Raw genomic sequence first — 12,728 nt, 5'->3', positions numbered from 1 at the left:
GTAATCCCTTAAATGAAGAGCGCGACCATAGCCCAATATACCGCGGCTGCAAGCATGGCCGAGACCGGCACGGTGATGGCCCAGGCGGCGATGATGGTCATGAAATGCGAGCGGCGCACGAGGCGTCGGCGGTGGATTTCGTCTGGATTATGCTCGTCGGCTTCCACCATCTCGCCCCATGCGATGCCCGAGGTTTCCGCCTTCCTTCGCATATAGGCGAGGCGGCGCTTCGAGTGGCTGGTGTACCATTCGCGAAAGAAGCCGACGCCGAAGACCGCGCCGATGGCAATATGGGTGGAGCTGACGGGAAGGCCGAACCAAGAGGCGACGATGACGGTGAGAGCGGCCGACAGCGCGACGCAATAGGCCCGCATCGGGTTGAGTTTGGTGATCTGCTCACCGACGAGGCGGATCAGACGCGGACCGTAAAGCAGCACCCCGACGGAAATGCCGCAGCCACCGATCAGCACGACCCAATAGGGCGCGGTATATCCCGCAGCGCCCCCGACGACACTGAGACTGCCTCCCAGGCTGACGCTGCGTATGATCGCCGCCAGCGGCCCGATGGCGTTGGCGACGTCGTTTGCGCCATGCGCAAAGGACATCAGCGCCGCCGAACAGATCAGCGGCAGGCGGAACAGTTTGCGCAGCGAGCTATTCTTGTTTTCGCAACCGACGGACTGCGCCGCCACCAGCGGCCTTGCAGAAAACCAGATCGCCAAACCGACAACGACGCCGATCGTAATGGTCGAGAAGCCCGCGACGGTGTCTTTGGGCGCGAGCTGCAGTACCAGATAGGCGGTAAAGGCGCCGGCCATCAGGCCGATCAGAATGGGAATCCAGTATTTGGCGGCCGCGATCTTGTCGTCGCGATAGATGATGAAGGTCTTGATGAAAAACAGAATGCCGGCGGCGATCGTGCCACCGAGGAAAGGGGTGACGACCCAGCCGGCGGAGATGGCTCCCAACACGCGCCAATTGACCATCTCCGGCCCGACGGCGGCCGCTCCTGCGCCGACAACGGCGCCGACGATCGTGTGGGTGGTCGAAACCGGTGCTTTCAGCCAGGTGGCGAAGTTGATCCAGAGCGCGGCGGCCAGCAGCGCTGCCATCATCAGCCAGGCGAGCTTGCCGCTGGTGATGATGCGGTCGGTATCGATGATATGCGAGGAGATGGTCTTGATGACCGGTCCACCCGCGATGACGGCGCCGAGAATTTCGAAGATCGCCGCCATGATCAGGGCCTGCGTCATGGTGATGGCACGCGCGCCCACCGCCGCGCCGACATTGTTGGCGACGTCCTTGGCACCGATATTCATGGCCATGTAGCCGGCGAGTGCCACGGCGGCGATGGCCAGCGTCGCGCCTGGCTGGTTCAGCACGTGAATGCCGGCGAAGATCATGGCGAGACCGAGGAAGATCAGGCCGATACCGGGAGCGACCAGCCGTTTCGTGACATGATAGGCCGCATCCTCGACATAGGTGAGTTTGTCGAGGTCCTTGTCTAGCGTCCTTTTTGTCAGTTTCGCCGGTCGGTCGGGCATGCCATTCTCTGAGTCGAAATATATAGTTTTACGCTGCCCGGCAGGCCGCGCAATGTCTGGTAATTATTTCAGTATAGTGTGATGGGAGTATGTTACGGCTTATTGGGCCGCTGCTGTGACAAGTCTTGCCGTCATTCGCCGCTCGAAGGCGAGGATGATGTCGCGCAACTCCGGCTCGCGCACGCGCTGGGCCGCCTCGCTGCAGGAAACCCACTCGATCGTGCGCTCGCCCTTTTCCTTGAAATTCTTGGCGAGATCGCTGACATCGAGCGCATAGACCTGAACCCGGCAGGGCACCTGGATGCCGTCCTTCAGCACCTTGTCATAGCTGAAGGCGCCCAGCGGCTCGGTTTCCACAGTGCCGCGCACGCCCGCTTCTTCGAAGGCTTCGCGAGCCGCGACTTCATGCGACAGCTTGCCCGGCATCGGCCAGCCCTTCGGAATCACCCAGCGACCGGTATCGCGGCTGGTCAGCAGCAGCAGTTCCAACTCACCCGTCTTTTTTCTCACTCGATAGCAGAGCGCGGCATATTGCTGTCGCGGCGGACGCCGGAACATGAGCTGCACATCATTTGCGATACGGGCGAGAATGGCCAAGGGTCGGGTCACCTTTAAAAGTTCGAGTTTAGAATCATCTGCATATTAGCATTACATGGAAAAATTGTGCATTCCATATGACTTTATATGGTATTTCCACACACTTTCGTTGAGTGCTCAATAGATAAAAATATGAGGAATCGGTCCCTGATATTCGCCAGTGATTATGCTGTAAACGACATCGAATGCTATTCCCATGCCGCAGATGGCGTAATCGCTCTATAACTCTTCCTATCATACCGGCAAATAAGCTAAATCTCCGTTATGTCCGAACGTTCTCCGCCGCAACGTCTCCCGCCGATGAACGCACTGCGCGCCTTCGATGCCGTTGCTCGTCGCGGTAGCATTCTGAAGGCCGCTGACGAACTCGGTGTCGCGCGCGGCGCTGTACGCCAGCAACTTGCCGTACTTCAAACATTTTTTGGTATTGATTTGTTCCAGCGTGATGGCCGCCGCCTGGTGCTGACGGAGAAGGGCAGGGCCTTTGCCGACTCCGTCGGCATCGCCTTTGGCATTTTGGCGCGAGCGTCAGCCGAGTTTGCGGCCGGTGAGCGCCGGACCCTTCGCCTCGGCGTTCCCTCCGCCTTCGCCGTCTGGTGGTTGATGCCACGCATTGCCGACCTGCAAGCCGCTCTTCCCGACGTCGATGTCGATATCATCCCCATGGCGACAGTCGAATCGCTGGCGCTCCATCCGGATTTCGACGCCGTGATCATGGGCGGCGAATATCGGCCGGCGCGGGACATCACTGCAATCCGCTTCATGGAAGATGAATTCGGCCCGGTGGCGACGCCGGACCTTGCCGCCCGCCTCGGCCTTGCCGTCGGCGTGGAAGCTCTCGCCGGAGCCGTCGCCCTGACCAGCCGTTCCGCGTCCCGCCTTTGGGACGATTGGTTTGCCGAGAGCGGCCATGTGCCAGCTCGCTTCGCCCGCACTCGCGAATTCGAAGATCTGCTTTTGGCGATCGGCGCCGCCCGCTCCGGCGTTGGTGTCGCCATCGCCCCGCGCACGGCCGTTGTTGACGATATCGATCGCCGCGCGCTGGTGGCGCCCTATGGCTTCATTCGAAGACCCGCCGGATACAGCCTCAGCATCCGCAGTAGCGACGCCAAGGGCGCGGCTTTTGTCAGGCTGGCGGACTGGTTGGTTGGAGCAGGGGCGAGATAAACCTCGTGCATATGGCACTTTTTCTGCCCTATCGCGCATTCCAATGTCCATAGACAGCCTGTCATTTCCCATGAGAGATCGAGGCACGACAGACCGCCGTCAGGAGTGCGTTATGAACCAACCTTCCTCTCTTTCCCGTATCGATTGGGTTACCCGAAGCTGCCGCCTGCTTGCGGCGACGGCGGCGGAATTCCGAGAGACTAGGCCCTTTGCCGGCCTGACGATCGGAACCGGCATCCATCTTGAGCCGAAGACGGTGGCGCTGTTGATGACGCTGCATGCCGGCGGTGCCCGCCTCGTCTGCACCGGCAATCTCAACAGCACCCAGCCGGAAACCGTGGATTATCTGCGTGCGCAGGGAACCACCGTTTTCGCCACCCAGACCACCGATGCCGCCGAGCACGGCGCCAGCCTTGATGCCATCCTGGCGGAAGAGCCGGACCTGCTGCTTGACAATGGCGGCGATCTCTTTGCGCGGGCCGCTGAGCGCCCCTATGCCAAGCTCGTGGGCGGTACGGAGGAGACGACGTCAGGTCGCACCCGCTTGCTGCCGATGCGCGACAGGCTGGCCATGCCGATCCTCGTCATCAATGATAGTCCGATTAAGCAGTTCGCCGAAAACAAGCATGCGGTCGGCCAAAGCCTGTTTGAAAGCTATCTGCGCTTCACCAACCGCTCGACCAATGGCAAGCGTGTCACCGTCTTCGGCTATGGCGCCTGCGGTAAGGGCACGGCCGCCTGTTTCCGCAACGCCTATGCCACCGTCAGCGTGGTCGATATCGATCCGGTGACGACGCTTGAAGCGCATCTGGACGGCTTCGTCACGCCCCTGCGCGCCGAAGCCATTCGCTCCGCCGATATCCTCATCACTGTCACCGGCTATCCCGGCATCGTCACCGCTGCGGACCTGCCACTGATCAAGGATGGCGCGATCCTGATGAACGGTGGTCACTTCCCGCACGAGATCGATGTTGAAGCCTTCCGCACCAGTCCCGATGTCGCCGGCATCGATCGTTACGAAGCCGAGCATATCGAGACCGTCCGCATGCGGGACGGGCGCGCCTTCCACATCCTCGGTGCAGGCCACATGGCCAACCTCGCCGGCCCGCGCCCCCTTGGCAATACAGTCGAATCCATGGATCTCGGCTTCGCGCTGCAGGCCCGTTGCCTGGAACGCGTGGCAAAGGGCGGTCTCGGCAAGGAAGCCTGCGTCATTCCCGTGCCGACCGATATCGACGCCATGGTGGCATCTGCCTATCTCGATCTGGCGCGATGAGTGCCGAGCCTGTCCGGAATGGGTAAAATAAAAGGATAGAGCGGGAAACCGATTCTATGAAACGCTGAACCGCTCTAAGTCTTCGCCAGCGCATCAGGCAGTAGCCGGTCGTAGAGCTCAGCCATTTCGTCGCCAAAGCAGCAGAAGATAATCTCATCGAAATCGCCGCTCATGCTCTCGGCAACAGCGCTGCGCGTCGCGATCATGGCTGCGGGCTCGGCGGGAAAACGGTAGACGCCGGTCGAGATGGCCGGAAAGGCGATGGTCTTGAGACCGTGATCGGTGGCAAGGCGTAGGCTGTTGCGATAGCAGCTTGCCAGCAAATCGTCTTCGCCGCGCCCGCCGCCGTTCCAGACCGGGCCGACAGTGTGGATCACATGCTTTGCCGGCAGGCGATATCCCCTGGTGATCTTTGCCTGTCCGGTCTTGCAACCGTTCAGCATCCGACACTCCGCCACCAGTTCCGGTCCCGCGGCACGATGGATCGCGCCATCCACGCCGCCGCCGCCAAGCAGGCTGCTGTTTGCCGCGTTGACGATGGCATCGATGTCGAGCTTGGTGATGTCGCCGAGAATGATGGTGAAGCGTGTATTCGAAGCGGCGGAAAGATCGGAGCGGATGGTTTCAAAGGCAGACATGATGACGCTCTCCAAGGGGATGAGGTAGTGGCCGTCTATCGCTCCCAATAGGGAACCGGCCCATAAAGTTCCGCCAGGAAATCGATAAAGACACGCACTTTTGCCGGCAGGAACTGGCGGCTGGGATAGACGGCCGAGAGCGTGACGCTGTGCGAGCCTTCATAGGCCGGCAGCACCTGTATCAGACGACCGTCCCGGAGCTCGGGGCCGACATCCCAGGTGGAGCGCAGCGCAATGCCGAGGCCGGCAATGACGGCTTCGCGGATCACTTCGCTGGAATTGGTGATCAGCTTGCCTTCGGGCCTGAAGGTCAGCGCGCCCTTCGGCCCATCCAGCCGCCAGGGATCGTTATTGTGCGGCGGCAGGCAGGTGTGGCGCCGCAAATCATCGATATCCTCTGGCATGCCGTGGGCAGCGATATAGGCTGGCGAGGCGCAGAGCACGCGGCGCACCAGCGCCAGGCGCCGTGCCACGAGACTGGAATCGGTGAGCTCCGCAATGCGGATGGCGAGATCGAAGCCGCCGCCGACGATATCGGTGAACTCGTCGGTCAGCACCAGATTGATCGCGAGATCTGGATGCGTCTGCATGAATGCCTTGAGATGCGGAGCGATATGCAGCCGGCCGAACGAGGTGGGGGCGGAAATCTTCAGTGTGCCCTGCATCTGCGCGGAACGGCCGGCAATATAGGCCTCGGCTTCCTCCAGTCCGGCGAGGATGGCAAGCACCCGGTCGTAAAAGCCCTGGCCGGCCTCTGTCAGCGAAATCTGCCGCGTCGTGCGCTGCAAAAGCCGTGTGCCGAGCCGATCCTCCAGCCGTTTGATTCGCTTGGAAATCACGGCCGGCGAAAAGCCAAGGACGCGACCGGCGAGCGACATGCTGCCGGTCGTGACGACACTGGCAAAGATTTCAAGATCGCCAAGATTGGTCATCGCGCTATTTGTTCCTATTTTGGCATAAATGCTTATCATTTACGCCAATTTCGGGTAAGTGGTAAGCGTGATATGGCGTTAAAAAGAGGGGCGTCCATATTCGGGTGCAAGAGGAGAACGCCATGGCAGAGGCCATTTCATTTCTGGCGCCGCGCGCCGATGTCCTTGCCCGTCGCCGCGAGATCGTCGCAGACCTCGCTGATCTCCTGCCCCCGGAATGTCTGGTCCATGAGCCGCGCGAGCTCATGCCCTTCGAAACGGACGCTTTCATTTCCTATCGCCGCATGCCGCTCGCCGTCGCTCTGCCGCGCTCGACGACCGAGGTCGCGGCCGTGATGAAATATTGTCATCGCTATGGTATTCCGGTGGTGCCGCGTGGCGCCGGCACGTCGCTCTCCGGCGGGGCTATTCCGCAGGAAGATGCCGTCGTGCTCGGCCTTTCCAAGATGAACCGCATTCTTAACGTGGATCTCGCCAACCGCACGGCGACGGTGCAGGCCGGCGTTACCAATCTGCATATTTCCGAAAGCGTCTCGGCGGATGGTTTCTTCTATGCGCCTGATCCGAGCTCGCAGCTCGCCTGCACCATCGGCGGTAATATCGGGATGAATTCCGGCGGCGCGCATTGCCTGAAATACGGCGTCACCACCAACAATCTATTGGGCGTGAAACTGGTATTGACCGACGGCACGGTGATCGATCTCGGCGGCAAAGCCCTGGACGCTGCGGGCTATGACCTGCTGGGACTGGTCTGCGGCTCGGAAGGTCAGCTCGGCATCGTCACCGAAGCGACGGTGCGGTTGATTGCCAAGCCGGAAGGCGCGCGGCCGGTTCTGTTCGGTTTCGACACCTCGGAGCAGGCGGGCGCCTGCGTTGCCGACGTCATTGCTGCCGGCATCATTCCTGTCGCCATCGAGTTCATGGATAAGCCGGCGATCGAGATCTGCGAGGCTTTTGCCCATGCCGGCTATCCGCTGGATGTCGGCGCGCTGCTGATCGTCGAGGTCGAGGGTTCGGAAGCGGAGATGGACGATATGCTGAAAAGCATCGTCGAGATCGCCCGCGCGCATGAGGTGAAGACGGTACGCGAGTGCCAGTCGGCGACCGAGGCTGCGCTGATCTGGAAGGGGCGCAAATCCGCCTTCGGCGCCACCGGCCGCATTGCCGACTATATCTGCATGGATGGCACGGTGCCGCTCAGCCAGCTCTCTTATGTCCTGAAGAAGACCTCTGAAATCATCGATCGCTATGGCCTGCGAGTCGCCAACGTCTTTCATGCCGGCGATGGCAACATGCATCCGCTGATCCTGTTCAACGCCAATGATCCCGAGGACGCCGCCAGGGCGGAAGCCGCCGGCAATGACATTCTCCGACTCTGCGTCGATGCCGGCGGCTGCCTGACAGGCGAGCATGGCGTCGGTATCGAGAAGCGTGACCTGATGCGACACCAATATGCGGAGGCCGATCTGGCCCAGATGATGTCCGTGCGCGCCGCGTTCGATCCCGGCTGGATCCTCAATCCCTCTAAAGTCTTCCCGCTGGATGGGCGCAACGCCGTATGAGAGAATTTCTGCCGAAGACGGAAGGCGAGGCTGCAGCCATCATCCGCGATCAAGCCGCCCGTGGCGCAGCATTGTCCATTGTCGGCGGCAACACCCGTGCTGGTTTCGGCAATGCCTTCGCCGCAGAGGCCACGCTACGTTCGTGTGAGCTTACCGGTATTGTTGCCTATAATCCCGGTGAGATGGTGATGACCGCACGAGCGGGGACGCCGGTTGCCGAAATCGAGGCGGCGCTGGTCCAAAACGGTCAGATGATGGCCTTCGAACCGATGGACCACCGGCCATTGATGGCGACCGATGGCGAGCCGACGATCGGCGGCGTCTTCGCCGCAAATGTCTCAGGTCCGCGGCGTTTCGTAAGCGGAGCCGCACGCGATAGCCTGCTCGGCGTCCGCTTCGTCAATGGCGAAGGCGAGATCGTCAAGGCCGGCGGGCGGGTGATGAAAAACGTCACCGGCCTCGATCTCGTCAAGCTCATGGCCGGCTCGCACGGCACGCTTGGCCTGCTGACGGAAGTCACCTTCCGCGTGCCGCCGCGCCCGAAGACGGAGGAGACGATCATCGTTTCCGGCCTCAACGATGCCGAGGCGGCAAACGTCATGGCGGCGGCCATGGCGCTGCCGGTCGACGTATCCGGTGCGGCGCATCTGCCGCTGACTGTCTCCTGGACGTTTCTGGACAACCAATTGCCGGAAGGGGCGGCGACGGTATTGCGCGTGGAAGGTTTGGCCGGCTCCGTCGCGGTGAGGGCGGAGAAACTGGCCTCTGCCATGCGCCGGCTTGGCCCCGTGACGCGGCTTGCCGAAGCGGAGAGCCACCGTCTGTGGCGAGAAATCCGCAATGTGAAGCCCTATGCCGACGACACGATGCGCCCTGTCTGGCGCGTTTCGGTCGCCCCCAGCATCGGCCATCAACTCGTCGCGGCGCTGCGCCTCGAAGCGGGCGTCGATGCCTATTACGATTGGCAGGGCGGCTTGGTCTGGATGCGCATGGAGGCAGAGCCGGAGGGTGAATTGGTGCGTCGCTATATCCATGCGCTCGGCGGCGGCCATGCCACGCTGCTGCGCGCAACACCGGCCGCTCGGGCGACGACACTGGCCTTCCAACCGCAGCCCGAGGCCGTGGCCTTGCTGTCGGCGCGTGTGAAGGAGAAGTTCGATCCTGCGGGGATTCTCAATCCGGGGAAGATGGGATGATGTGGATGGAATCTTTTGCTCGGCACCGCCTCACTTTGACCCCCTCTCCGCGGGGGAGAGGGGATGACCTTGTTTGCAGCGATTCCTCGATTCTCTCGCCGGCAAAAGCGAGGGAGGAAGGCACGTTTCCCTTCTCCCCGCTGGGGCGAAGGTAGGGAGAGCCTGATGCAAACCAACTTCACCCCCGCCCAGCTTGCCGATCCACATGTCGCCGAATCCGAGGCGATCCTGCGCAAATGCGTCCATTGCGGCTTCTGCACCGCCACCTGTCCGACCTATGTGACGCTTGGCAATGAACTCGACAGCCCGCGCGGCCGGATCTACCTCATCAAGGACATGCTGGAAAACGGCAGGCCCGCCGACGCCGAGGTCGTAACGCATATCGACCGTTGTCTTTCCTGCCTTGCCTGCGTGACCACCTGTCCCTCCGGCGTCGACTATATGCATTTGGTCGATCACGCCCGCATCCATATCGAAAAGACCTACAAGCGACCGGTGATGAACCGGTTGACACGCAGCGTGCTGGCTGCGGTCCTGCCGTATCCCGGCCGGTTCCGCCTGGCGCTCCAGCTTGCTCGTATGGGTCAACCCTTCAAGGGGTTGATGAAGCGTATTCCGGGGTTGAACCCCTTCGTTGCCATGCTTGATCTTGCACCACGCTCCATTCCGGCGCCATCACCTCTTGCCAAGCCCGGACGGCACCAGCCGCAGGCGGAGCGGCGTGGGCGGGTGGCGATCCTGACCGGTTGCGCCCAGCCGGTGCTCGATCCCGCCATCAATGAGGCGACCATCCGGCTTCTCGCCCGCCTCGGTGTCGAAGTGGTGGTGCCGGAGGGCGAGGTCTGCTGCGGTTCGCTGGTGCATCACATGGGCCGGGAAGAACAGGCGCTGGCCAGTGCCCGCGCCAATATCGATGTCTGGATGCGCGAGATCGAAGCCGGTGGGCTCGATGCGATCATCATCACGGCGTCCGGTTGCGGCACGACGATCAAGGACTATGGCCATATGCTGCGACTCGATCCGGCCTATGCGGACAAGGCCGCGCGAATCTCCGCGCTCGCCAAGGACATCACCGAATATCTCGCAAGCCTCGATTTGCCCTCGCATATGCCGCGCGGCATCACCGTCGCCTATCATTCCGCCTGCTCGATGCAGCACGGCCAGAGGATCACCATGGCGCCGAAACTGCTGCTGAAGGCAGCGGGGTTCACCGTGCGCGATCCGGCGGAAGGGCATCTCTGCTGCGGCTCGGCCGGCACCTACAACATCATGCAACCGGAAATCTCCGGCGAGCTGAAGGCGCGCAAGGTCAGGAACCTCGAGGCGACAAAGGCTGATATCATCGCCACCGGCAATATCGGCTGCATCACGCAGATCGCGACGGGAACGGACATGCCGATCTTGCACACGGTCGAATTGCTGGAGTGGGCCTATGGCGGAGAGATGCCGGCGAAGCTGAAGGGGTTCAAGCTGGCAGCCGCTTAGAGCAATTGCAGAGTTCTACGAATCCTGTAAATGGCCGAGGCGCTTAGTGTAGCCGGCTCGACGGCGATGGCCGATGTGCCCGCCATTCCATCTCGAATTTGTCGGCGCCGATAAGCGTCAGGCTTATCCGGTCCTGCCCTTCCTCAATAAAGACACCGTCGACCAATCCGGCAACGCCGTCATAGAATGAACCTTCAACGAGACTGCTGAGACCCGCCCTGTCGCACATCCGGCCGGAGAGATCGGCAATGGAGAGACATTCCCTGCTGCCGTCGGCAAACACGTCAATAAGCCGAGGAACGTCTCCCTCGGTGTCGACTTCGTAATAGACAATGACCGGCTCCGCGCTTTCCGGATGGATCCAGTCACATCGGTAATAGGAAAAGCTCATGCCCCTATTGTCTACTACAAAAACCCCTAAATCGGAACAGATTTAGGGGTTTCGGCAACAATAGTGGCCACGTTATTTAGAAGTTGAATGACACGCCGAAATCGATGGCATGGGTGAAGACATCGGTCTTCAGGTTGGCGCCGCTGTCGATCGGGACGTTCACGAAGTTGTAGTTGCCCTTGTATTCGACGAAGGTCGCCCAATGCTGGCTAAGCTGGTAGCTGATGCCAGCCTGCGCCTGCAGCGATGCGCCGCCGAACTCGTAATCGAAGGTGCGGCCGGAGGCGCGGGTCACTTCGACATGCGGCACGTTGATGCCGGCGCCGAGGCCGACATAGGGCGTCCACTTGCGGCTCGGATCCTGGAAGCGATAGAGCGCATTCAGCGTCAGCATATTGAGGCCGTCGGTGAACTCGAAATGCGACCAGCCGGGCGTATTGCCAAGATCGCCATAGACCTTGGCATGGGTGTAGTCGAGCGAGACACCCCAGTTCGACTGGTTGAATTCGTCCAGCCACCAGATGCCGCGGACACCGAAATAGGGCGGCATCTTGAAGGATTTGCCGGACCAGTTGGGATCGAAATCAGCCCCGTCAGACGTCTTGACGTTGTTGCCGGTTGCGCCCTGGAAGCCGCCGTAAGCCGAAAACTGCATCTCTGCCGAAGCCGAGCCGGCGGCAAAGACGAAAGCTGAAATCGCAAGCGCGGCCACAGCCGGCTGCCTGATGCGAAATGCGCGATGCATGTAAAATCCCCAACTGGCAAAGTGTCGCTATCTAAACGTGCTTATGTGACAGTTCTATTGCAACGTCGCCTGATCGGAGTGGCTTAGGCGGGAAAGCTGACACCAAACTGAACCAAAAGGGCAGTTTGCCGGGCGCCGGACGCGATAAGTTTGGGGATGTTACACCTGCGCCACAGTGCGTGTTGTCGGACGAGTACGTTTCGGTCACAAGGGAGCGACATACGTCACCATCTCCCCCCGAGGTGGGGGAGATGTCACGATAGTGATAGAGGGGGATCAGACGTCCCGCCATGCCGAAACGTCGTGATTGGGAAGTGCGCGCTGCTCAGCCGCCGAATATCGTCCGCAACAGGTCGATGCCGCGATCGTCGTAGCTGACCTCGCCCTGTTTGTTGCCGGGGCCGACGACGATGACCTTGGTGCCGACGGGAGCGCGGTCGTAGAGATCCACCACATCCTTGTTCATCATGCGGATGCAGCCGGACGACATGTTGAGCCCGATGCTCCAGGGCTGGTTGGTGCCGTGGATGCGGAAGGCGGTGTCGTTGCCGTTGCGATAGAGATACATGGCGCGGGCGCCGAGCGGGTTGCCTTCGCCGCCTTCCTGATAGGCGGGCAGCTTATGGCCCTTCTTGGCTTCGCGAACGATCATCTCCGGCGGCGGCGTCCAGCCTGGCCACTCAGCCTTGCGGCCGATCTTGACGACGCCGGACCAGCCGAAGCCGTCGCGGCCGACACCGATGCCATAGCGCCGCGCCCGGTCGTCGCCTTCGACGAGGTAGAGATATTTATTGTTGGTATCGATGATGATCGTGCCCGGTGCCTCATTGGTCACAAGCCGCACGATCCGTCGCTGAAATTGCGGCTTGACCTGTCCCTGCGGCTGCATTGCCACGCGGACCACATCGGTTCGCGTTACCTGTGCGACATGCGGTGCAGAGGCGCTAAAAGCTGCCGCATCCGATGCCGCCATAAGGCACGACATAACCATGCCCGCCGCCGCCACGACCGGTAGTATTGATTTCATCCGTCATTCCCCTCTCGAGTTAGCCGGCAGGAAACTAACGAAACTTGCGATAGGATCAAGATGAAATCGCGGATGACAAAGATCGAGCCGATGGAGCGGCTGCCCGTTCCAGCATCCGAAAGAGCGCTATTGTCGAGTTATATCAATGCTTACAACAGGGTTGCTGCG

Annotated in this window: 12 protein-coding genes; 5 read left to right on the top strand and 7 right to left on the bottom strand. The window is 61.1% G+C overall.

Annotation, left to right across the window (positions count from 1 at the left end):
• Nucleotides 1-8: 8 nt before the first annotated feature.
• Nucleotides 9-1,544, bottom strand: a complete 1,536-nt coding sequence (locus PH547_RS24525) for an inorganic phosphate transporter (protein ID WP_285169632.1) — start codon at nucleotides 1,542-1,544, stop codon at nucleotides 9-11.
• A gap of 99 nt (nucleotides 1,545-1,643) precedes the next feature.
• Nucleotides 1,644-2,141: an NUDIX hydrolase gene (locus tag PH547_RS24520; protein WP_199773561.1), complete on the bottom strand. Its 498-nt coding sequence runs from the start codon at nucleotides 2,139-2,141 to the stop codon at nucleotides 1,644-1,646.
• A 264-nt stretch (nucleotides 2,142-2,405) separates the two neighbouring features.
• On the opposite strand from PH547_RS24520, the gene PH547_RS24515 reads away from it, so the two are divergent.
• Both PH547_RS24515 and PH547_RS24510 read left to right on the top strand, forming a co-directional pair.
• A complete protein-coding gene (locus PH547_RS24515) occupies nucleotides 2,406-3,308 on the top strand; it encodes a LysR substrate-binding domain-containing protein (RefSeq protein WP_104822098.1) in 903 nt (300 codons plus the stop codon).
• A gap of 112 nt (nucleotides 3,309-3,420) precedes the next feature.
• Nucleotides 3,421-4,584: an adenosylhomocysteinase gene (locus tag PH547_RS24510; protein ID WP_285169631.1), complete on the top strand. Its 1,164-nt coding sequence runs from the start codon at nucleotides 3,421-3,423 to the stop codon at nucleotides 4,582-4,584.
• 74 nt (nucleotides 4,585-4,658) lie between these two features.
• Here the strand turns inward: PH547_RS24510 and PH547_RS24505 are convergent, their stop codons facing one another.
• Nucleotides 4,659-5,222, bottom strand: coding sequence for an O-acetyl-ADP-ribose deacetylase (locus tag PH547_RS24505; protein WP_104822099.1), 564 nt, complete (start codon nucleotides 5,220-5,222; stop codon nucleotides 4,659-4,661).
• 35 nt (nucleotides 5,223-5,257) lie between these two features.
• Entirely contained in the window at nucleotides 5,258-6,154 is an 897-nt protein-coding gene (locus PH547_RS24500) for a LysR family transcriptional regulator (protein ID WP_285169630.1), read from the bottom strand.
• A gap of 122 nt (nucleotides 6,155-6,276) precedes the next feature.
• Here PH547_RS24500 and PH547_RS24495 point away from each other — a divergent pair, with 122 nt between their 5' ends.
• From PH547_RS24495 to glcF, 3 genes are all read left to right on the top strand, one after another.
• Complete coding sequence (locus tag PH547_RS24495; protein WP_285169629.1) at nucleotides 6,277-7,716, top strand: FAD-linked oxidase C-terminal domain-containing protein; 1,440 nt, start codon at nucleotides 6,277-6,279, stop codon at nucleotides 7,714-7,716.
• The gene (locus PH547_RS24490) at nucleotides 7,713-8,912 is read left to right on the top strand and encodes an FAD-binding protein (protein ID WP_285169628.1); all 1,200 of its coding nucleotides are present in this window, start codon (nucleotides 7,713-7,715) and stop codon (nucleotides 8,910-8,912) included. The genes PH547_RS24495 and PH547_RS24490 overlap by 4 nt, the downstream gene beginning before the upstream one ends.
• Before the next feature lie 165 nt (nucleotides 8,913-9,077).
• Entirely contained in the window at nucleotides 9,078-10,397 is a 1,320-nt protein-coding gene (glcF, locus tag PH547_RS24485; RefSeq protein WP_285169627.1) for a glycolate oxidase subunit GlcF, read from the top strand.
• Between the two features lie 43 nt (nucleotides 10,398-10,440).
• Here glcF and PH547_RS24480 read toward each other — a convergent pair whose 3' ends face one another.
• From PH547_RS24480 to PH547_RS24470, 3 genes are all read right to left on the bottom strand, one after another.
• Nucleotides 10,441-10,788: a DUF6881 domain-containing protein gene (locus PH547_RS24480; protein ID WP_285169626.1), complete on the bottom strand. Its 348-nt coding sequence runs from the start codon at nucleotides 10,786-10,788 to the stop codon at nucleotides 10,441-10,443.
• A 76-nt stretch (nucleotides 10,789-10,864) separates the two neighbouring features.
• Nucleotides 10,865-11,533, bottom strand: a complete 669-nt coding sequence (locus PH547_RS24475) for an outer membrane protein (RefSeq protein ID WP_104822105.1) — start codon at nucleotides 11,531-11,533, stop codon at nucleotides 10,865-10,867.
• A gap of 325 nt (nucleotides 11,534-11,858) precedes the next feature.
• Nucleotides 11,859-12,560: a L,D-transpeptidase gene (locus PH547_RS24470; protein ID WP_285169625.1), complete on the bottom strand. Its 702-nt coding sequence runs from the start codon at nucleotides 12,558-12,560 to the stop codon at nucleotides 11,859-11,861.
• Between the last annotated feature and the right edge of the window lie 168 nt (nucleotides 12,561-12,728).

This window comes from Rhizobium cerradonense (genome assembly GCF_030182455.1).
Lineage (GTDB): Bacteria > Pseudomonadota > Alphaproteobacteria > Rhizobiales > Rhizobiaceae > Rhizobium.
This window is presented reverse-complemented; position numbering and strand designations above follow the sequence as displayed.

Excerpts from the sequence above, each read along its gene's own strand:
- PH547_RS24475 (WP_104822105.1), bottom strand. The coding sequence starts at position 11,533 with ATGCATCGCGCATTTCGCATCAGGCAGCCGGCTGTGGCCGCGCTTGCG.
- PH547_RS24500 (WP_285169630.1), bottom strand. The coding sequence starts at position 6,154 with ATGACCAATCTTGGCGATCTTGAAATCTTTGCCAGTGTCGTCACGACC.
- PH547_RS24480 (WP_285169626.1), bottom strand. The coding sequence starts at position 10,788 with ATGAGCTTTTCCTATTACCGATGTGACTGGATCCATCCGGAAAGCGCG.
- PH547_RS24515 (WP_104822098.1), top strand. The coding sequence starts at position 2,406 with ATGTCCGAACGTTCTCCGCCGCAACGTCTCCCGCCGATGAACGCACTG.
- PH547_RS24490 (WP_285169628.1), top strand. The coding sequence starts at position 7,713 with ATGAGAGAATTTCTGCCGAAGACGGAAGGCGAGGCTGCAGCCATCATC.
- PH547_RS24495 (WP_285169629.1), top strand. The coding sequence starts at position 6,277 with ATGGCAGAGGCCATTTCATTTCTGGCGCCGCGCGCCGATGTCCTTGCC.
- PH547_RS24470 (WP_285169625.1), bottom strand. The coding sequence starts at position 12,560 with ATGAAATCAATACTACCGGTCGTGGCGGCGGCGGGCATGGTTATGTCG.
- PH547_RS24525 (WP_285169632.1), bottom strand. The coding sequence starts at position 1,544 with ATGCCCGACCGACCGGCGAAACTGACAAAAAGGACGCTAGACAAGGAC.
- glcF (WP_285169627.1), top strand. The coding sequence starts at position 9,078 with ATGCAAACCAACTTCACCCCCGCCCAGCTTGCCGATCCACATGTCGCC.
- PH547_RS24510 (WP_285169631.1), top strand. The coding sequence starts at position 3,421 with ATGAACCAACCTTCCTCTCTTTCCCGTATCGATTGGGTTACCCGAAGC.
- PH547_RS24505 (WP_104822099.1), bottom strand. The coding sequence starts at position 5,222 with ATGTCTGCCTTTGAAACCATCCGCTCCGATCTTTCCGCCGCTTCGAAT.